The sequence below is a fragment of the Streptomyces sp. NPDC096040 genome (assembly GCF_040303265.1).
Classification (GTDB): domain Bacteria; phylum Actinomycetota; class Actinomycetes; order Streptomycetales; family Streptomycetaceae; genus Streptomyces.
This window is the reverse complement of sequence record NZ_JBEOTA010000005.1, coordinates 148,753-168,928: the sequence shown is the minus strand read 5'-3', so window position 1 is coordinate 168,928 and position 20,176 is coordinate 148,753. Positions and strand designations below refer to the sequence as shown.

Genomic DNA, 20,176 nt, shown 5'->3' with positions numbered 1-20,176 from the left:
GGCTTCGCGGCGCGTTCTACTGGGCGCCGGGACGCACCAGGCCGCTCTCGTACGCGTACACCGCCGCCTGCACCCGGTCCCGCAGCCCCAGCTTGGTCAGCACATGCCCCACATGCGTCTTCACAGTGGTCTCGCTGACGAACAGGTCGGCGGCGATCTCCGCATTCGACAGCCCCCGCGCGACCAGCTTCAGCACCTCCACCTCACGGTCGGTGAGCGTGTGCAGGGTGTCCGGCACCGGCTCCTCACCGGACGGCAGATGCGTGGCGTACTTGTCCAGCAGCCGACGCGTGATGCTCGGCGCCAGCATCGCCTCGCCGCCCGCCACCACCCGGATCGCCTGCACCAGCTCATTGGCCGGGGCGTCCTTCAGCAGGAAGCCGCTGGCGCCCGCGCGCAGCGCCTCCACCACGTACTCGTCGAGATCGAACGTCGTCAGCACCAGCACCTTCGCCGGTCCGTCCCGGCCGGGCCCGGTGATCTGCCGGGTCGCCTCCACGCCGTCCATCCGCGGCATCCGGATGTCCATCAGCACCACATCCGGCTGGAGGGCGCGCACCTGGTCGAGGGCCTGCAGGCCGTCTCCGGCCTCGCCCACGACCGCGATGTCCTGCTCGGCCTCCAGGATCATCCGGAACCCGGTTCGCAGCAGCGGCTGGTCGTCGACCAGTAGGACGCGGATGGCCACGGTGAGTCTCCTTCGCTAGTCCGCGCCCATTCTGCCCTGCGGAAGGTCACCCGACTCGACCGACCTCACCGGCAGCGGGTACGGCGGGGGAGTGCCGCCGAACTCCGGGCAGTGCGCCTGGTGGTCGCACCACCCGCACAGCTTGGTCGGACGCGGCCGCCAGTCCCCGGACTCCGTCGCCCGCCGGATCGACTCCCACAGCGCGAGCAGCTTGCGCTCCACCCGCTCCAGGTCGGCGAGCACCGGGTCGTACGTCAGCACATCACCGCTGCCGAGATACACCAGCTGCAGCCGCCTCGGCACCACGTTCTTCAGCCGCCACACCACCAGGGCGTAGAACTTCATCTGGAACAGCGCGCCCTCGGCGTACTCCGGTCTCGGCGCCTTGCCGGTCTTGTAGTCGACGATCCGCACCTCACCCGTCGGCGCCACGTCGACCCGGTCGATGATCCCGCGCAGCCGCAGCCCCGACTCCAGCTCGGTCTCGACGAACAGCTCCCGCTCCACCGGCTCCAGCCGCGACGGATCCTCCAGCGTGAACCAGCGCTCCACGAGCTGCTCCGCCTCACCCAGCCAGCGCGCCAGCCGCTCGCCCTCGGGATCGTCCGCGAACAGCTCACCGACCTCCGGCCTGCTCTCCCGCAGCCGGTCCCACTGCCCCGGCACCAGCGACTTGGCCCGCGGCGCCGTCCGCTCCGCCGCGGGCGCGTCGAAGAGCCGCTCCAGGACCGCGTGCACCAGCGTCCCCCGGGTCGCCGCCTCGCTCGGCTTCTCCGGCAGCCGGTCGATCACCCGGAATCGGTACAGCAACGGACACTGCATGAAGTCACTGGCCCGCGACGGCGACAGCGAGGCCGGCGGCCCGGCCGCCGCCGCCCGCACCGGCATGACCGGCCCTTCCCCCTGCGCGACGTCCGCGCCCTGAGCCCGCGAGGCGTCCTCGATGCTGCTCTCCATGACCACAGACCATACGGCCCGCCACTGACAGTCACCCAACCCGCACGACGCCCCGGCCAACACCAGGGGTGCCGGGGCGAAACGCGTCCCGACGGCCGCATACCATCGACCAGAGACGATGCTTCTAACGAGGGGACACCGTGGACGTGAGCGGCGGCAGCGGGCAGCCCCGGTCGGACGACGCCGAACCGACCGAGCAGCCCGCAGGTCCTACGGCCCCGACCAACGACGGAGGCCCGGACCCCACCGACGCCCCCACGGCTCCTCCACGCGCCGAGGCACCCGCCGACACCGGCGAACCGGAGCCGAAGCCGGAGCCGTCCGCGGAGCCGACCGCGGAAGCACCCGCACCGGAGGATGAGAACGCCCGGACGCCTCCCGGGCCACCGGCCTCCGGCCCCGACGAAACCGACGGCCACGCCCGCGCGCACGCTCACGCCGGCATGGCCAAGGGGCAGCCGCCGCAGCGGCCCAAGGAACCCGGCGGCGGGCTGCTCATGGGACGGCCCTTCGGCGTGCCCGTGTACGTCGCCCCCAGCTGGTTCGTCGTCGCCGCGCTGATCACCTGGGTCTTCGGCGGCCAGCTCGACCGCGTGCTGCCCGAACTGGGCGCCGCCCGCTACCTCGTCTCCCTCTTCTTCGCCATCGCCTTCTACGCCTCCGTCCTGGTCCACGAACTCGCCCACACGGTCGCCGCGATCCGGTTCGATCTCCCCGTCCGCCGCATCCAGCTCCAGTTCTTCGGCGGCGTCTCCGAGATCGAGAAAGAGGCCGAGACCCCCGGACGGGAGTTCGTGCTGGCCTTCGTCGGCCCGCTGCTCTCCCTCGTCCTCTCCGGCCTCTTCTACCTCGCCATGCAGCCCGTCCAACCCGGCACGGTCCCCGGCGTCCTGCTGGCCGGCCTGATGGTCTCCAACCTCATCGTGGCCATCTTCAACCTGCTGCCAGGACTGCCCCTCGACGGCGGCCGGATGCTCCGCGCCGTCGTCTGGAAGATCACCGGCAGACCCATGAGCGGCACCATCGCCGCCGCGTGGGTCGGCCGCGCCCTCGCCGTCTCCGTCCTGATCGGCCTCCCGCTGCTCAACTACTCGGGCGCCTTCGGCGGCGGCACCTCCGACGCCAACGGCATGGACGCACTCACCGACGGCCTGCTCGCCGCCGTCCTCGCCGCGATCATCTGGACCGGCGCCGGCAACAGCCTGCGCATGGCACGGCTGCGCGAACACCTCCCGGAGCTGCGCGCCCGCACCCTCACCCGCCGCGCCGTCCCCGTCGAGACCGAGACCCCCCTCTCCGAGGCCCTGCGCCGCGCCAACGCCGCCGGGGCCCGCGCCCTGGTCGTCGTCGACGCCGACGGCAACCCCCTCTCCCTGGTCCGCGAGGCCGCCATCGTCGGCGTACCCGAGCACCGCCGCCCCTGGGTCGCCGTCAGCGGCCTCGCCCAGGAACTCACCGACGGGATGCGCGTCTCCGCGGAACTGGCGGGAGAGGACCTCCTCGACGTGCTGCGCGCCACCCCCGCCACCGAGTACCTGGTGGTGGAGGAGACCGGTGAGATCTACGGTGTCCTGTCGGCGGCGGACGTCGAGCGCGCCTTCGTACGGGCCATGGCCCGCCCAAGCTGAGCCCGCTCTTCCCGAAGCGGGTCCCACACTCCGGCGAGCGGACGGCCGCATCACACGGTCCCGCCGGACCACGCGGTCGCAGTGGGGTGTACCGGACAGGGCTGCTTCCTGGCGCACCCGGGTCCGTCCGAGCAGACCCGTCTGCTCCGGGTCGAGGACCCTCACCGACGCCGCAGCGGTGCGCGTTCCCCGTGGTCGGTGGCCTCCACAAACCCCGGTAGGCTGTTCACATGTCCGAACCGACCGGTGCCGCCCGCAGGCGCGGGCCCTTCAAGGTCGGGGACCAGGTACAGCTGACCGACCCCAAGGGCCGCCACTACACGTTCACGCTCGAAGCCGGGAAGAACTTCCACACCCACAAGGGCTCCTTCCCGCACGACGAACTGATCGGCGCTCCCGAGGGCAGCGTTGTCCGCACCACCGGCAACGTCGCCTACCTCGCGCTGCGCCCCCTGCTCCCCGACTACGTCCTGTCCATGCCCCGCGGGGCAGCCGTCGTCTACCCCAAGGACGCGGGGCAGATCCTCTCCTTCGCCGACATCTTCCCCGGCGCCCGCGTCGTCGAGGCCGGCGTCGGATCCGGCTCGCTCAGCAGCTTCCTGCTGCGGGCCATCGGCGACCAGGGCATGCTGCACAGCTACGAGCGCCGCGCGGACTTCGCCGAGATCGCCCAGCAGAACGTGGAACGCTACTTCGGCGGCCCGCACCCCGCCTGGCAGCTCACCGTCGGCGACCTCCAGGACAACCTGTCGGACACCGACGTCGACCGTGTCATCCTCGACATGCTCGCCCCCTGGGAGTGCCTGGAGGCCGTCTCCAAGGCGCTCGTGCCCGGCGGCATCCTGTGCTGCTACGTCGCCACCACCACCCAGCTCGCGCGGACCGTCGAGTCCATCCGCGAGATCGGCTGCTTCAACGAGCCGACCTCCTGGGAGACGATGATCCGCAACTGGCACGTGGAGGGCCTCGCCGTCCGCCCCGACCACCGGATGATCGGCCACACCGGCTTCCTGCTCACCGCCCGCCGCCTCGCCGACGGCGTCGAGCCCCCCATGCGCCGCCGCCGCCCCGCCAAGGGCGCCTACGGCGAGGACTACGAGGGCCCCAACGCCGACGGTGGCGCCGGCCGCTGAGCCGTCCCGTCGCCGCTTCAACGTACGAGCGCCGCTGCCCAGTTCCCTCCGACCGACCGGAACTGGGCAGCGGCGCTCACGCGTTGACGCGGCAGCACGTCCACCCGGCGCAGGACCGCGCGGCCCCGGGACCCCGCACAAACCACCCCCGCCGTCGCGGAAGTCCACCTCGCCGTCGCGGAAACCCACCCGCCGTCGCAGAAGCCCACCCCCGCCGTTCCCACCCACTGTGACGTGTGGCACCATGCAGGCCATCCCCCACCGGCACAGGCCTCGCAGGAGACACTCCTAGTGCAGCAATCCGTGGTCCCGGAGCTCGCTCACACCGACACCCGCCCCATGCACTGGCTCGCCACCGCCACTGCCGTGACGGGCGTCATCGCTCTGTCGTCCCTCTTCCAGCCGGGCGCGGCCAAAGCCGCCCAGCCCGCCGCCGGCTCCGAGACGAAGCCCGCCCCCGCGGCCACCGCGCCGCCCAGCACCACCGGCGTGGACTTCCCCCTCGACTGCGGCCCCGTGAAAGAGAGGGTCGTCAAGAAGGTCACCGGCGACCTCGACGGCGACGGCAGACCGGAAACCGTGGCGGTGGTCCACTGCGACTCGGCCATGGGCACGCCGCCCGACGGCGTCTACGTCCTCACCCAGGCCGCCGACGCCACCCGCCCGCGCGTCGTCGCCACCCTCGTCGACCCCAAGGACCGGCTCACGGTCACCGACTTCACGGTCGCCGCCAAAACGGTCACCGCGACCCTGCTCGGCTATTCCTCGGACAATGTGCCCAGTTGCTGTCCGGACGTGAAGACCGGCGCCACCTGGCAGTGGAACGGCCACACCTTCGTGCGCTCCACCCCCGCGGCCGCCCACAGCGTCTGACCGCCGCACCAGCCCGACCCCGGGCCACGCGGGGTGGCCGGAAAGTCACTCCGCGTCCGGCCCGTACACCTCGACCCGGTCCGCGACCCGGCGCACATGAATGCACTCACCCGGACACTCCCGAGCCGAATCCACCACATCCGTCAGCAGCGGCAACGGCACCGGCGCCGTCGCCCCCTGCGCCTGCAACAGTTCGTCTTCGGCGCCCTTCACATAGGCCAGGCCGTCGATGTCCAGCTCGAACACCTCCGGGGCGTACTGGGCACAGATCCCGTCACCCGTACAAAGATCCTGGTCGATCCAGACCTCAAGCGCCTCCGCGCCGGCCAGGGCCTCCTGCTGCACGGTCATCTCTCCTGCCGTCGAAAGCGCCGGACGGCCGGACCCGGCGGTCACCCGGTCCCGCCCCGGCGGGTGTTGAACTCCTTCGACCCTACCTCCGCCCGAACCACCCCCGGCCGTGCCCTCCGCCGGGGGCACCCGCCCGCGCCCGGCGCCCCTTCCGGCCGCGCGCACGGCGCACCGGGCCGCGCGGGACGACGGCGCTCGGCCACCGGATCGATCGACTTGAGCCAACCCTCAACCCGTGTTCTCGATCACCCACACCGCCCGTCCGGTTGCTCTGTGTAAGGACGGCCTCACCGGGGCACAACCCCTGAACCGGCATCGAGCGGACAACTCCGGTCAGTCACGAAGGGTTTTGACCGCTCCAGGCCTGGAACACGCAGCTTCCGAATCGCGTTGAGTGGGTATCCACCGGGCACGAGGGAGAAGCGATGGGTGACCGACGACACACCTTGACAGTCTTGGTGATCTAGGGGTTTCAATCGACACCCACCCAGGTAGGGTCTGGAAGCGTCCAGCTCCCCTTGGAGGAGGTGAGGACCGTGGCAGCCCACGACGACGACATGAACCGCGGCATCCGCCCGGGACGAGGGTCCGACGACCCGGCCGGGCAGATTGCATACCTTGAGCAGGAGATCGCCGTCCTGCGACGCAAGCTCGCCGACTCTCCGCGACACACGAGGATTCTCGAAGAGCGGATCGTCGAGCTGCAGACGAACCTGGCCGGCGTGTCCGCCCAGAACGAGCGACTCGCGAACACACTCCGCGAGGCCCGCGACCAGATCGTGGCCCTCAAGGAGGAAGTCGACCGACTCGCACAGCCGCCGGCCGGCTTCGGTGTCTTCCTGCAAGCCAACGAGGACGGCACCGCAGACATCTTCACCGGCGGCCGCAAACTGCGGGTGAACGTCAGCCCAAGCGTCGACCTGGACGAGCTCAGGCGCGGCCAGGAAGTCATGCTGAACGAAGCGCTCAACGTGGTCGAGGCCATGGAGTACGAGCGCGTCGGTGACATCGTCACCCTCAAGGAGATCCTCGAGGACGGCGAACGCGCCCTCGTCCTGGGGCACACCGACGAGGAACGGGTGGTACGGCTCGCCGAGCCGCTCCTGGACGTCACCATCCGTCCCGGCGACGCCCTCCTGCTCGAACCCCGCTCCGGCTACGTCTACGAAGTCGTGCCCAAGAGCGAGGTCGAGGAACTCGTCCTCGAAGAAGTACCCGACATCGGCTACGACCAGATCGGCGGCCTCGGCAACCAGATCGAGGCCATCCGCGACGCGGTCGAGCTGCCGTACCTCTACCCGGACCTGTTCAAGGAGCACGAACTGCGGCCCCCGAAGGGCGTCCTGCTCTACGGACCCCCCGGGTGCGGCAAGACGCTCATCGCCAAGGCCGTCGCCAACTCACTGGCGAAGAAGGTCGCCGAAGTCACCGGCCAGGCCGCCGGCAAGAGCTTCTTCCTCAACATCAAGGGCCCCGAGCTCCTGAACAAGTACGTCGGCGAGACCGAGCGGCAGATCCGCCTCGTCTTCCAGCGTGCAAGGGAGAAGGCCAGCGAGGGCACCCCCGTCATCGTCTTCTTCGACGAGATGGAATCCCTCTTCCGCACCCGAGGCTCCGGTGTCAGCTCGGACGTGGAGAACACCATCGTCCCCCAGCTGCTCGCCGAGATCGACGGTGTCGAAGGCCTGCAGAACGTGGTCGTCATCGGCGCCTCCAACCGCGAGGACATGATCGACCCCGCCATCCTCCGCCCCGGCCGCCTCGACGTGAAGATCAAGATCGAGCGCCCGGACGCCGAGGCAGCCAAGGACATCTTCGGCAAGTACCTCACCGAACGCCTCCCGCTGCACTCCGACGACGTCGGCGAGCACGGCGGCAGCAAGGCCACCACCGTCGCCAGCATGATCCAGACGGCAGTGGAACACATGTACGCCGAATCCGAGGAGAACCGCTTCCTGGAAGTCACCTACGCCAACGGCGACAAGGAAGTCCTCTACTTCAAGGACTTCAACTCCGGCGCAATGATCGAAAACATCGTCGGACGCGCCAAGAAGATGGCGATCAAGGACTTCCTCGAGCACAAGCAGAAGGGCCTCCGCGTCTCCCACCTCCTCCAGGCCTGCGTGGACGAGTTCAAGGAGAACGAGGACCTGCCGAACACCACCAACCCCGACGACTGGGCCCGAATCTCCGGAAAGAAGGGCGAACGGATCGTCTACATCCGTACCCTCATCACCGGAAAGCAGGGCGCGGACACCGGGCGCTCCATCGACACGGTGGCAAACACCGGGCAGTACCTGTAAAACACAGGGCGGCTGCGGGTGCCCCCACCGGGTACCCGCAGCCGACTGTTTTTCCGGCCAGAACCGGAACCGAGGCGAGCAAGGCAATGACGCAAATGATCTCCCCACCAGCGCAAAGGCGTTCTAGGCTCTTTCCTACCGCCGAGTCGCGCAGTGCGGGGACGGGCACCGCACACGCACCGGAGCGCCAGCGGTACGCGAGCGGAGCCCACGACCGAGGGCTCCGCCGGGCAAGGAGGGCCGCATGACCGTACGGCGAGTAATGGGCATCGAGACGGAGTACGGCATCTCCGTCCCCGGCCACCCCAATGCCAATGCCATGCTCACCTCATCCCAGATCGTCAACGCCTACGCCGCGGCGATGCACCGGGCCCGCCGGGCCCGCTGGGACTTCGAGGAGGAGAACCCGCTGCGGGACGCCCGAGGCTTCGACCTCGCCCGCGAGGCCGCCGACGCCAGCCAGCTCACCGACGAGGACATCGGCCTCGCCAACGTCATCCTCACCAACGGCGCCCGGCTCTACGTGGACCACGCGCACCCCGAGTACAGCGCCCCCGAGGTCACCAACCCGCGCGACGCCGTCCTCTGGGACAAGGCCGGCGAGCGCATCATGGCCGAGGCCGCCGAACGAGCCGCCCAGCTCCCCGGCGCCCAGCCCATCCACCTGTACAAGAACAACACCGACAACAAGGGCGCCTCCTACGGCACGCACGAGAACTACCTGATGAAGCGGGAAACCCCCTTCTCCGACATCGTGCGCCACCTCACCCCGTTCTTCGTATCCCGCCAGGTCGTGACCGGCGCCGGCCGCGTCGGCATCGGCCAGGACGGCCACGAACACGGCTTCCAGCTCAGCCAGCGCGCCGACTACTTCGAGGTCGAGGTCGGCCTGGAGACGACCCTCAAGCGCCCCATCATCAACACCCGCGACGAACCGCACGCGGATGCCGAGAAGTACCGCCGCCTGCACGTGATCATCGGCGACGCGAACCTGTCGGAGATCTCGACCTACCTGAAGCTCGGGACCACGGCCCTGGTCCTCTCGATGATCGAGGACGGCTTCATCGCCGTCGACCTTGCCGTCGACCAGCCCGTGCGCACCCTCCACCAGGTCTCCCACGACCCCACCCTCAAGCGCCTCGTCACTCTCCGCAGCGGACGCACGCTCACCGCCGTCCAGCTCCAGATGGAGTACTACGAGCTCTCCCGCAAATACGTCGAGGAGCGCTACGGCGCCGACGCCGACGAACAGACCAGGGACGTCCTGCAGCGCTGGGAGGACACCCTCAACCGCCTGGAGAACGACCCCATGAGTCTCTCCGGCGAACTCGACTGGGTGGCCAAGAAGGAACTCATGGAGGGCTACCGCCGCCGCGACGACCTCGACTGGGACGCCGCCAAGCTCCACCTCCTCGACCTCCAGTACGCCGACGTACGGGCCGAGAAGGGCCTCTACAACCGCCTCGCGGCCCGCGGGCGCATCAAGCGCCTCCTGGCCGAGGCCGACGTCGACAGGGCCCGCACAAACCCGCCGGAGGACACCCGCGCGTACTTCCGCGGCCGCTGCCTGGAGCAGTACGCCGACGACGTCGCCGCCGCCAGCTGGGACTCGGTCATCTTCGACCTCCCGGGCCGGGACAGCCTCCAGCGCGTCCCAACCCTGGAACCACTACGCGGAACGCGAAATCACGTCAAGGAGCTCCTGGACCGCTGCCGCACCGCGGAAGACCTGGTCAGGGTCCTCTCCGGCGGCTGAACGGGACTCGGACCGCACCGGGCGGCCGGGGTCAAAATCCCGCTGCCCGGGAATCATCGAGGTGGCCCCCGTACGTTGGAGAAACTGCGGGGCCGATGTCGGACCCGGCTTGTAGGGTCTGATCATCACCGATCGGCAGGAAAGCCGACCTGTCGACCATGTCGGGCGAACTGAGCGGGGTGACGGTTATGGCAACCAAGGACACCGGCGGCGGACAGCAGAAGGCCACGCGCTCCACCGAGGAGGCCGAGGAGCAGACACAGGAAGCGCAGGCCTCGGAAGACCTCAAGGAGCGCCACGAGAAGCTGAGCGACGACGTGGACTCCGTCCTGGACGAGATCGATGACGTCTTGGAGGAGAACGCGGAGGACTTCGTGCGATCCTTCGTTCAAAAGGGTGGACAGTAGTCACCTTCATGAACGACGGGGGGTCGAAGTGCTCGGCGTGCCAGCAGGTGCTTCCGGTCGGCGCAGTCGCGGCGAACAAGTCTCGGGCTGACGGCCTGCAGGCCAATCGTCGCGACTGCGCCGCCGAGTACTACCGACGTCGCCGGAAAGCCCGGGGTAAGACGGTTCGCGAGAAGGTGGAGGTACCGGAGGGGTACAAGCTCCGCCGGTCTTGCGGGCAGGGCCTGTCGGGTTGTCCACGGACGTGCGCACCATCTGAAGCGCAACTACGGGCTCACCGAAGCCGGGCGCGACGCGGTGATCGCTGCTCAGCGCGGGCTCTGTGTGATCTGTCTCGATGCCCCGCCCGTTCATGTGGATCACTGCCGCAAGACGGGTAGGGTCCGAGGCGTACTGTGCTTCAACTGCAATTCGGCCATCGGTAAATTGAGGGACAAGCCCGACGTCGCTCGCCGGGCCGCCGCCTATCTGGAAGGAAACGCGTGGAAGCCAACACTCGTAGCACCGGGCGTCTACCAGCTGCCTTCCTGACGCCTGGGTCCTCTTCGTTCATGGACTTTCTCTCCGACCACCAGCCGGAGTTGCTGCCCGGCAAGCGGCAGTTGCCGCCCACGCAGGGAGTGATCGAGGCGCCGCACGGGACGACGATCGTCGCGGTGACCTTCCCCGGGGGCGTGGTGCTCGCCGGTGACCGCCGGGCCACGATGGGGAATGTGATCGCCCAGCGCGACATCGAGAAGGTCTTCCCGGCCGACGAGTACTCGGCGGTCGGTATCGCCGGCACCGCGGGTCTCGCCGTGGAGATGGTGAAGCTCTTCCAGCTGGAGCTGGAGCACTTCGAGAAGGTCGAGGGTGCGCAGCTGTCGCTGGAGGGCAAGGCGAACCGGCTGTCGACGATGATCCGTTCCAACCTCGGTATGGCCATGCAGGGCCTGGCGGTCGTGCCGCTGTTCGCCGGGTTCGACGTGGACCGGGGGAAGGGGCGGATCTTCTCGTACGACGTGACGGGTGGCCGTTCCGAGGAGCACCACTTCTCCGCGACGGGTTCCGGCTCGATCTTCGCGCGCGGGGCCATGAAGAAGCTGTTCCGTGAGGACCTGAGCGAGGAGCAGGCGACCACACTGGTGGTGCAGGCTCTGTATGACGCGGCTGACGACGACTCGGCGACCGGTGGTCCGGATGTCGCCCGCCGGATCTACCCGATCATCACCGTGATCACCGAGGACGGGTTCCGTCGGCTCACCAACGACGAGTCCTCCGAGCTCGCCCGCGCGGTGCTGGCGCGCCGTCTGGAGGAGCCGGACGGCCCGCGCGCGGCGCTGCTCTGAGGCGCCCGGCGCTTGTTGTGAAGGTGATCCCAGTGACTTCGACGGAACCCTAAGGAAGGGGACGGATACCGGTGTCGACGCCGTTCTATGTCTCACCTCAGCAGGCCATGGCGGACCGTGCGGAGTACGCCCGGAAGGGCATCGCGCGCGGCCGGAGTCTGGTTGTGCTCCAGTTCGCCGACGGCATCGTGTTCGTCGGTGAGAACCCGTCCCGTGCGCTGCACAAGTTCAGCGAGATCTATGACCGGATCGGTTTCGCGGCCGCCGGTAAGTACAACGAGTACGAGAATCTGCGGATCGGTGGGGTGCGCTACGCCGACCTGCGTGGTTACACCTATGACCGTGACGATGTGACGGCGCGTGGTCTTGCCAACGTGTATGCGCAGACGCTGGGCACGATCTTCTCCAGTGCGGCCGAGAAGCCGTACGAGGTGGAGCTGGTGGTGGCCGAGGTCGGGGAGACCCCGGAGGGCGACCAGATCTATCGGCTGCCGCATGACGGTTCGATCGTCGACGAGCACGGTTCGGTCGCGGTCGGTGGCAATGCGGAGCAGATCAGCAGTTATCTGGACCGTGAGCACCGGGACGGTATGACCTTGGCGGAGGCTCTGAAGCTGGCTGTGACGGCTCTGTCGCGGGAGTCGAACGGCACTCAGCGGGAGATTCCGGCCGAGGGTCTGGAGGTTGCGGTGCTGGACCGTACGCGTCCGCAGAAGCGCAAGTTCAAGCGCATCGGCGGTCCGCAGCTGTCCCGGTTGCTGGAGTCGGAGGGCGCGGCCACCGCCACGGCCGCCGATGAGGCCGACGCGACGGAGGACTCCGGCGGCGACGTCGAGTAACCCCGCTCCCACCCCGCTCTGTGCGCCCCGCCCGGCGAGTCCTCCGGGTGGGGCGCGGGTGTTTGTGACGACAGGGCCTAGGGCTGCCGTGGGGGTGCTGTGGAGCCTCGTACGACCAGTTCTACCGGGATGTCCCGGCCCTCCGGTTCGCGGCCTTCCAGGACGGCGAGGAGGGCGTGCATGCCGCGTTCGCCGAAGAGTTCCGCGTCCAGTCGTACGGTCGTGAGCTCGGGGTCGATGGCGGTGGCGAGGGCCAGGTCGTCGAGGCCGGTGACGGAGATGTCGTCGGGGATGCGCAGGCCTCGGCGGCGCAGGGCCTTGTAGGCGCCGGCGGCGAGTTTGTCGTCGTCGCAGACGAGGGCGGTGGGGTGGGGGCCGGATGTGGCGAGGGCGGCTTCGGTGGCCGTCAGGGCGCCTTCGATGGAGATCGGGGCGTGGACGGTGCGTACGGAGGTGCCGGGCACCTCTGCCGTGCGTGCGGCCAGTTCGCGCGCGCGCACCTCGAAGGTCCAGGAGGCGACGTCGGCGGCGAGGTGCAGGAAGCGGCGGTGGCCGAGGGCCAGCAGGTGTTCGGCGACCTGGCGTACGCCGTCGGCGATGTCGAGGTTGACGGTGGCGGCTCCGAGGCTGCCTTCGGGGTCGCTGTCGAGCATGACCAGGGGGAGCTGGTCGCCGCGGATGGCGGTGAGGGCGTCGGCGGCCATGGAGGAGGCGATGACGCCGTCGAGGGCGGCCTGGGAGGAGGCGAAGGGGTCGCGGGCCGGGCCGATGCCTTCGGGGGAGGGATAGAGGACGACGCCGAAGCCGTTGTCGGCGGCCACGCGGGCGGCGCCGGTGTAGACGCCGGCGAAGAACTCGGTGGTGAGTGCGGGGACGACGAGGAGGACGGTGCGGGTGCGGCCGAGGCGGAGGTTGCGGGCGGCGAGGTTGGGCCGGTAGCCGAGGTCGCGGGCGGCTTCCCGGACTCGTTCGGCGGTGGCCTCGGAGACGCGGCCGCGCCATTTGTCGCCGAGGACGAGGGAGACGGCTGCCTGGGAGACGCCGGCGGCTTGGGCGACGTCGCGGCTCGTCGGGCGCGTGCTGCTGCGTGCCACCGGGTGTGGGCTCCTTCGTCTGGACGTGTGAACAGCGCACATGGTACGTATGGAAGCAAGGGTTATACGTAAAACTTGGAGGCGGGGCATGGCCGCGGGGTACCTGGAGATCCTCAGGGCGAGGCACGCGGTCCGCTTGCTGACGGGCACCTTGGTGGGGCGGTTGCCGAACGCCACGGCCGCGCTCGCGATCGTGCTGTTCGTGCGTGCGGAGGGTGGCACGTACAGCCTGGCGGGGGCGCTCGCGGCGGTGTACGGCGTCGCCAACGCGGTGGGTCAGCCGGTGCTGGGCCGGCTGGTGGATGTGCACGGGCAGCCGCGTGTCCAGTTGCCCGCCGCTCTCGCGTCGGCTCTGGCCATGGCCGGGTTCGCCTTCGCCGGCACCGGTCCGCTGCCGCTCGCCTGTGCGTGCGTGGCGGCGGCGGGGCTGTTCACGCCGCCTCTGGAGGGCGGTCTGCGTGCGCTGTGGCCGAGTGTGCTCGGCAGGGAGGACCAGGTGCACACGGCGTACGCGATGGACGCGGTGGCCCAGGAAGTCATGTTCACGGTGGGGCCGTTGCTGGTGACGTTGTGCGTGTCGCTTTGGTCGGCGCAGGCGGCGCTGCTGGTGGTGAACGCGGTGGGGGTGCTCGGGGCGCTCTCCGTGGTCGTCTCGCCGCCTTCGCGCGCGTGGCGTTCGGCGCCGCGTGCGGCGCACTGGCTGGGTGCGCTGCGGTCGTCCGGGTTGCTGGCTCTGCTGGGTGCGTTTCTGTTCGTCGGGATCGCGCTGGGTTCCATCACGGTGGCGTCGGTGCCGTACGCGGACGAGCACGGTGGTGACGGGGTGTACGGCTGGATGATGGCGGGGCTGGGGTTGGGTGCGCTGCTCGGTGGCTCGGTGTACGGGGCGCGGCTCTGGCGGGGGGAGCCGGCGGTGCGACTGCGCGTCCTGGTGGCGCTTCTGGCGGTGTGTTATCTGCCGCTGATGGTGATGCCGGGTGCGCCGGCCATGGTGTTGCTCACCGTGCTGGCGGGGGTGTTCCTGGCGCCGGCGATCGCATGTGCGTTCGTGCTGGTGGACCGGCATGCGCCGGCGGGGACGGTCACCGAGGCTTTCTCCTGGCTTGTGACGACGTTCACAGTGGGGGCGTCGGTGGGAACGGGCCTGGCGGGACCGGTCGTAGAGGCGGGCGGGGCGCTGTGGGGGTTCGCGGTGCCGGGGGCGGCGGGGGGTGTGTCGTTGCTGGTCCTGGCGGTCACGGGTCGGGTCCTCGCAGCTCCCGGTGGGGGCGCGGTGGTTGCGGCTTCATCGGAAAATGATCCAAATCGTGCTGCCGAACCCCGTTTCAGCTCAGGGGATCGGGCGTAATGTTCAGTCATGGACCGCCGCATTTTCGGGCTGGAGAACGAGTACGGCGTCACGTGCACGTTCAGGGGACAGCGCCGCCTGTCGCCTGACGAGGTGGCGCGGTACCTCTTCCGCCGTGTCGTGTCATGGGGCCGTAGCAGCAATGTCTTTCTTCGCAACGGCGCCCGGCTCTATCTCGACGTGGGCTCACATCCGGAATACGCGACACCCGAATGTGACAACGTGACCGAACTGGTCACCCACGACAAGGCCGGCGAGCGCATTCTCGAAGGACTGTTGGTGGACGCCGAACGACGCCTGCACGAGGAAGGAATCGCGGGCGACGTCTACCTTTTCAAGAACAACACGGACTCGGCGGGCAACTCCTACGGTTGCCACGAGAACTATCTGGTGGCGCGGCACGGGGAGTTCTCCCGGCTCGCGGACATCCTCATTCCGTTCCTGGTGACCCGGCAGCTGCTGTGCGGCGCCGGCAAGGTGCTGCAGACACCGCGCGGTGCGGTGTACTGCGTCAGCCAGCGGGCGGAGCACATCTGGGAGGGCGTCTCCTCGGCGACGACCCGCTCCCGGCCGATCATCAACACACGCGACGAGCCGCACGCCGACGCCGAGCGCTACCGCCGGCTGCATGTCATCGTGGGCGACTCGAACATGTCCGAGACGACCATGCTGCTGAAGGTCGGCGCCACCGACCTGGTGCTGCGCATGATCGAGGCGGGCACGGTGATGCGGGACCTGACCCTGGAGAACCCGATCCGGGCGATCCGCGAGGTCAGCCATGACATCACGGGCCGACGCAAGGTGCGCCTGGCCAGCGGCCGTGAGGCCTCCGCCCTGGAGGTGCAGCGGGAGTACTACGAGAAGGCCGTGGACTTCGTCGAGCGCCGCGGTATCCGTACCGGCACGGTCGACCAGGTCCTGGAGCTGTGGGGCCGCACCCTGGACGCCATCGAGGCCGAGGACCTGGACCGGATCGGCACCGAGATCGACTGGGTGATGAAGTACAAGCTCATCGAGCGGTACCGGGCCAAGCACAACATGACCATGTCTCATCCGCGGGTGGCGCAGATAGACCTCGCTTATCACGACATTCACCGTCGTCGGGGTCTGTATTACCTGCTGGAGAGGAAGGGTCAAGCCGCGCGGATCTGCAATGACTTGAAGATCTTCGAGGGCAAGTCGGTGCCGCCGCAGACGACTAGGGCGCGGTTGCGCGGTGACTTCATCCGGCGGGCTCAGGAGCAGCGGCGGGACTTCACGGTCGACTGGGTGCATCTGAAGCTCAATGACCAGGCGCAGCGGACGGTGTTGTGCAAGGACCCGTTCCGTTCGGTCGACGACCGGGTGGAGAAGCTCATCGCCGGTATGTGAGCGAACGCCACACGGGCGCCGTACGTTTACCGTACGGCGCCCGTGTCACGTCGTAGAGTTGCGCGCACGCATCCGCAAGATCGACCGATTATGAGGCTGTTTCCGTGCGCCGACGCTCTCTTCTCCTTGCCGCCGTACCCGCAGGACTGGTCACGCTTGCCGCGTGTGGCGACGACAAGTCCGCTTCCAGCAAGGCCAGCGCGGCACCGTCGGGTTCCGCTTCCTCGGTGCCGCCGCCGAAGATCGTGGAGGGGCCGTTGCCGGCGATCACGGCGGGTACGAAGTTCGACGAGAAGCCGACGGTGGCCAAGGGTTCCGGGGACCCGTCGAAGGACCTTGCGGTCAAGACGGTGGTCGCGGGCAGCGGCAAGTCGGTCGCGGAGAACGACTTCATCCAGGCCAACTACCTCGGGCAGATCTGGTCCACGGCGAAGGTCTTCGACCAGTCGTACGACCGTACGCCGCTGCTCATGCAGCTCGCCCAGGGCAGCATCATCGACGGCTGGCGGTACGCGCTGGCCGGGAAGAAGGTCGGCAGCCGGGTGCTGATGGCCGTGCCCCCGACCTGGGGTTACGGCTCGTCGGGCAACCCGCAGGCGGGGATCAAGGGCACGGACACGCTGGTGTTCGTCGTGGATGTGCTGAACTCGTTCAACTCCAAGAGCTCCAGCACCGGCAAGGAGGTCGCGCAGAGCGACTCCGCGCTGCCCAAGATCGGCACCAACACCGACGGGAAGGCTCCGTCGATCGACATTCCCAAGACCGACCCGCCGAAGAAGCTGGTGGCGAACTACGTCCTTGAGGGCGACGGCCCGGAGGTGAAGTCGTCGCAGACGATCCTGTGCCAGTTCAAGGGCGTGGTCTGGGACAGCGGCAAGGCCTTCGAGCAGACGTACGACAGCGGGCGCCTGGCCCAGTTCGCGATCGCGCAGATGCAGGAGGTCGTCAAGGGGCTGGCGCAGGGGATCACCGGGAAGAAGGTGGGCAGCCGGCTGATGATCGTCGTACCGCCGGATCTGGCCTACGGGAACAACCCGCCGAGCGGTGGTGTGGTGAAGAAGGGTTCGACGCTGGTGTTCTCGGTGGATGTGCTGGCGGCGATGTAGTCACGCGGGCGGGACGCGGGCGGGGATGAAAGACTGGCCGGGTTCCGTGTCGTACACAAGCAGGAGCTAGAGACGTGAGCATCGACAAGCCCGAGATCGACTTCCCCGGCGGCGAGCCCCCGGCCGACCTGGAGATCAAGGACATCTGGGAGGGCGACGGCGAGGTGGCCAAGGCCGGCCAGACCGTCACCGTGCACTACGTGGGTGTCGCGTTCAGCACGGGCGAGGAGTTCGACGCCAGCTGGAACCGGGGTACGCCGTTCCGCTTCCCGCTGGGCGGAGGCCGTGTCATCAAGGGCTGGGACCAGGGGGTGGAGGGCATGAAGGTCGGCGGCCGTCGCCAGCTGACCATCCCGGCCCACCTCGCCTACGGCAACCAGAGCCCGACGCCGGCGATCCAGCCCGGGGAGACGCTGATCTTCGTCGTGGACCTGCTCGGGGTCTGATCCCCGTGCCTGGTCGGCGCCGTCCGGCGCTGACCGTACCTGGTCGGAAACCGGCTGGACGAGGGCCCGTGCCGCACGCGCGGGCCCTTGTTGTCTGTCGTGGCCTGTCCGTTTCGGTCCTCGTCGTTTGTACTGGCTTTTGCCGTGACACTCCGGAGCGGTACGGTCATCGATCAGAAGCACCATAGGGAAGGTGAAGGGCGTCGATGGCCATTGCCAAGGCCGAGCGGCTGATGAACCTGGCGCTGTGTCTGCTGGGGACGAGTCGGCCGCTCAGCAAGCGCGAGCTGCGCGAATCGATCGAGGCCTACCTCGAGGCGGGCAGTGACGACTCCTTCAGCCGGATGTTCGAGCGGGACAAGGACGATCTGCGCGAGCTCGGACTGGTGATCGAGACCGTCGAGAACCTGGACGGCGAGGTCGGCTATCTCGCCCGCCGCGACAGCAACCGCCTCCCGCCCATCACCCTGGACGCCGAGGAGGCCGCCGCCCTGGGGCTGGCCGCCAAGGTCTGGCAGCAGGCCCGGCTCGCCGGCGCGGCCAGCGGCGCCCTGCAGAAGCTGCGCGCGGCCGGGCTGCCCGAGGACGTCGACCCCTACGAGGCGCACAGCGCCCTGGAGCCGCGCATCCCGGTGCACGAGGCCGCGTTCGAGCCGCTGATGCTGGCCTGCCGCGACCGACGCCCGGTCGTCTTCGACTACCGCAAGGCCACCGCCGCCCGCCCCGAGACCCGGAATGTGGAGCCGTGGGCGCTGGAGTGCTGGCGCGGCCACTGGTATCTGGCGGGCTGGGACCGGGACCGGGGCGCCGAGCGGGTGTTCCGGCTGTCCCGGATCACCGGCCGGGTCCGTTCCCGGGGCACGCGTTTCACCGCGCCGGTCCCGGACGTGGTCACCGTCCGGGAGACCGTCTCGAGCTGGGCCGGTGAGATCGCCGACCGCTCGGCCCTGATCCGGCTGCGTTCCGGCGCCGGCTACCCCCTTCGGGCGAAGGCCACGGCGGTGCGGGAACTCGGCGACGGCTGGGACGAGTTGGAGATTCCGTACGGGCACGGCCTGGACGCCTGGCTGGTGGAGTTCGGGCCGGACGTGGTGGTGCTGGAGCCGGCCGAGCTGCGCGCGGACGTGGTGGACCGGCTGCGTGCCGTGGCCAAGGGCTGAGGGGGAGCGGAGCAAGACAGTGGCAGGCAAACCGGTCAGGCCCGTGAACGCCATCGACCAGACCCGACGGATGCTCTCCCTGGTGACCTATCTGCGCGAGCGCCCCGGCGCCCGGGTCGCGGACGTGGCCCGTGCCTTCGGCATCACCGAGGACGAGCTGGTCTCCGACCTCGATGTGCTGCCCATGTGCGGCACCAGCTTCCGGGGCGGCGATCTGCTGGACATCGACACCGACGGCGAGCGCATCTGGTGGCACAACGCGGCCGCCCTCGGCGAGGAGGCCGCCGAGCCGCTGAGACTGGCCGCCGACGAGGCGACCGCGCTGCTGGTCGCCGCCCGTGCCGTGTCCACCCTGCCCGGACTGCGCGAGGGCGACCGGCAGGCCCTGCTGCGGGCCACCGCCAAGGTGGAGACCGCGGCCGGCGAGGCGGCCGGCGCCAGCGCCCGGCTTTCCGTGACCTTCGAGTCCGAGGGCGGGGTCTTCGCCGACGTCGACCGGGCGATCTCCGAGCGCCGCCGGCTGTGGATCCGCTACTACTCGCCGGCCCGCGACGAGGTCACCGAGCGCGAGATCGACCCCATCCGCCTGGTCAGCGTCGGCCACACCTATGTGGAGGCCTGGTGCCGCCGCTCCGAGGCCCGGCGCACCTTCCGCCTCGACCGCGTCGCCGAGATCAAGATCCTCGACGAGCCGTCCGCGCCCCCCGAGATCGAGCTGCGGGACCTGTCCGAGGCCCTGGTGCAGCCGGCCGCCGAGGACCCGGAGGTGGTCGTCGAGGTCGGCCCGGCAGGCCGCTGGGTCGCCGAGTACTACCCGCACGACAGCGCCGATGAGCTTCCCGACGGCGGTCTGCGTATCAGTCTGCGCACCCCCGAACCGGCCTCCCTGCGCCGGCTGGCACTCAGGCTCGGCGGCGACGGGCGGATCGTGTCACCGCCCGAGCTGGCCGACAGCGCCCGCCGGGCGGCCCGCGAGGCCCTGGCGGCGTACGACGACCATGCTGTGTACGGCGATGACGAAGGGCATGAGGGAGCCTGAGCCGCTCCGAAGGCGAACGATCAAGAAGGAGGGCCGAGGGATTTGGACGAGGCTTCGGGTTCCGGTGTCGCAGGCGCGAGGGACATGACGGTCGCGGCCGCATTCGCCGGGATGAGAAGAGCGGTCCCCGTGGTGTTCAGGGCCGGCTGCCCGGACTGCCGGGGCAGTTTCGAGCTCGCCGCGAGCGCCCTGCGCCTGGCCATCGGAGCCACCAGCAAGACCACGTTCTACTCCTTCACCTGCCCCGACTGCGGCGTCCTGGTCCGCAAGCCCGCGGGCGAGCGGATCATCGAGCTGCTGACCGGCGGCGGGGTCAGGACCCTGCGGCTGCACCCCACCGTCTAGGCTC

General features: G+C 69.5%; 20 protein-coding genes. 16 read left to right on the top strand and 4 right to left on the bottom strand.

The window, feature by feature from the left end; genetic code table 11:
• Positions 1–16: 16 nt before the first annotated feature.
• Both ABTY98_RS08105 and ABTY98_RS08100 read right to left on the bottom strand, forming a co-directional pair.
• Entirely contained in the window at positions 17–688 is a 672-nt protein-coding gene (locus ABTY98_RS08105) for a response regulator (protein ID WP_020939010.1), read from the bottom strand.
• 15 nt (positions 689–703) lie between these two features.
• Positions 704–1,645 (bottom strand): RecB family exonuclease, encoded by a 942-nt coding sequence (locus tag ABTY98_RS08100; RefSeq protein ID WP_471505162.1) that lies wholly within the window; start codon positions 1,643–1,645, stop codon positions 704–706.
• A 140-nt stretch (positions 1,646–1,785) separates the two neighbouring features.
• On the opposite strand from ABTY98_RS08100, the gene ABTY98_RS08095 reads away from it, so the two are divergent.
• The 3 genes from ABTY98_RS08095 to ABTY98_RS08085 all read left to right on the top strand — a co-directional run bounded on the left by ABTY98_RS08095 (position 1,786) and on the right by ABTY98_RS08085 (position 5,279).
• Entirely contained in the window at positions 1,786–3,273 is a 1,488-nt protein-coding gene (locus ABTY98_RS08095; RefSeq protein ID WP_352220033.1) for a site-2 protease family protein, read from the top strand.
• 230 nt (positions 3,274–3,503) lie between these two features.
• A complete protein-coding gene (locus ABTY98_RS08090; protein ID WP_352220032.1) occupies positions 3,504–4,406 on the top strand; it encodes a tRNA (adenine-N1)-methyltransferase in 903 nt (300 codons plus the stop codon).
• A 291-nt stretch (positions 4,407–4,697) separates the two neighbouring features.
• Positions 4,698–5,279, top strand: coding sequence for a hypothetical protein (locus ABTY98_RS08085; RefSeq protein ID WP_352220031.1), 582 nt, complete (start codon positions 4,698–4,700; stop codon positions 5,277–5,279).
• Positions 5,280–5,324: 45 nt separating this feature from the next.
• On the opposite strand, the gene ABTY98_RS08080 is transcribed toward ABTY98_RS08085, so the two are convergent.
• A complete protein-coding gene (locus ABTY98_RS08080) occupies positions 5,325–5,630 on the bottom strand; it encodes a ferredoxin (RefSeq protein WP_352220030.1) in 306 nt (101 codons plus the stop codon).
• 536 nt (positions 5,631–6,166) lie between these two features.
• Between ABTY98_RS08080 and arc the strand changes: the two genes are divergently transcribed.
• The 6 genes from arc (at position 6,167) to prcA (ending at position 12,263) form a co-directional block, all read left to right on the top strand.
• Entirely contained in the window at positions 6,167–7,933 is a 1,767-nt protein-coding gene (arc, locus tag ABTY98_RS08075; protein ID WP_352220029.1) for a proteasome ATPase, read from the top strand.
• 244 nt (positions 7,934–8,177) lie between these two features.
• Entirely contained in the window at positions 8,178–9,689 is a 1,512-nt protein-coding gene (dop, locus tag ABTY98_RS08070) for a depupylase/deamidase Dop (RefSeq protein WP_352220028.1), read from the top strand.
• 188 nt (positions 9,690–9,877) lie between these two features.
• Positions 9,878–10,096, top strand: coding sequence for a ubiquitin-like protein Pup (locus ABTY98_RS08065; RefSeq protein ID WP_351739822.1), 219 nt, complete (start codon positions 9,878–9,880; stop codon positions 10,094–10,096).
• Between the two features lie 297 nt (positions 10,097–10,393).
• Positions 10,394–10,627: an endonuclease VII domain-containing protein gene (locus tag ABTY98_RS08060; protein ID WP_352220027.1), complete on the top strand. Its 234-nt coding sequence runs from the start codon at positions 10,394–10,396 to the stop codon at positions 10,625–10,627.
• Positions 10,579–11,424, top strand: a complete 846-nt coding sequence (gene prcB, locus ABTY98_RS08055; protein WP_352220026.1) for a proteasome subunit beta — start codon at positions 10,579–10,581, stop codon at positions 11,422–11,424. Before ABTY98_RS08060 ends, prcB begins: the two co-directional genes overlap by 49 nt.
• Positions 11,425–11,495: 71 nt before the next feature.
• On the top strand, positions 11,496–12,263 hold the full coding sequence (gene prcA / locus ABTY98_RS08050; protein WP_352220025.1) for a proteasome subunit alpha: 768 nt from the start codon (positions 11,496–11,498) through the stop codon (positions 12,261–12,263).
• Positions 12,264–12,340: 77 nt separating this feature from the next.
• On the opposite strand, the gene ABTY98_RS08045 is transcribed toward prcA, so the two are convergent.
• Positions 12,341–13,357, bottom strand: coding sequence for a LacI family DNA-binding transcriptional regulator (locus ABTY98_RS08045; protein WP_352220024.1), 1,017 nt, complete (start codon positions 13,355–13,357; stop codon positions 12,341–12,343).
• Positions 13,358–13,445: 88 nt separating this feature from the next.
• Between ABTY98_RS08045 and ABTY98_RS08040 the strand changes: the two genes are divergently transcribed.
• The 7 genes from ABTY98_RS08040 (at position 13,446) to ABTY98_RS08010 (ending at position 20,172) form a co-directional block, all read left to right on the top strand.
• Positions 13,446–14,705, top strand: coding sequence for an MFS transporter (locus ABTY98_RS08040; RefSeq protein ID WP_352220023.1), 1,260 nt, complete (start codon positions 13,446–13,448; stop codon positions 14,703–14,705).
• Between the two features lie 9 nt (positions 14,706–14,714).
• A complete protein-coding gene (pafA, locus tag ABTY98_RS08035; RefSeq protein WP_020117715.1) occupies positions 14,715–16,076 on the top strand; it encodes a Pup--protein ligase in 1,362 nt (453 codons plus the stop codon).
• Positions 16,077–16,180: 104 nt separating this feature from the next.
• Positions 16,181–17,182, top strand: coding sequence for an FKBP-type peptidyl-prolyl cis-trans isomerase (locus ABTY98_RS08030; protein ID WP_352220022.1), 1,002 nt, complete (start codon positions 16,181–16,183; stop codon positions 17,180–17,182).
• Positions 17,183–17,256: 74 nt separating this feature from the next.
• Positions 17,257–17,628, top strand: coding sequence for an FKBP-type peptidyl-prolyl cis-trans isomerase (locus tag ABTY98_RS08025; RefSeq protein WP_352220021.1), 372 nt, complete (start codon positions 17,257–17,259; stop codon positions 17,626–17,628).
• Positions 17,629–17,834: 206 nt separating this feature from the next.
• The gene (locus ABTY98_RS08020) at positions 17,835–18,788 is read left to right on the top strand and encodes a helix-turn-helix transcriptional regulator (protein WP_352220020.1); all 954 of its coding nucleotides are present in this window, start codon (positions 17,835–17,837) and stop codon (positions 18,786–18,788) included.
• Between the two features lie 19 nt (positions 18,789–18,807).
• Complete coding sequence (locus ABTY98_RS08015) at positions 18,808–19,827, top strand: helix-turn-helix transcriptional regulator (RefSeq protein WP_352220019.1); 1,020 nt, start codon at positions 18,808–18,810, stop codon at positions 19,825–19,827.
• Positions 19,828–19,911: 84 nt separating this feature from the next.
• Positions 19,912–20,172, top strand: coding sequence for a hypothetical protein (locus tag ABTY98_RS08010; RefSeq protein ID WP_352220018.1), 261 nt, complete (start codon positions 19,912–19,914; stop codon positions 20,170–20,172).
• Positions 20,173–20,176 lie beyond the last annotated feature (4 nt).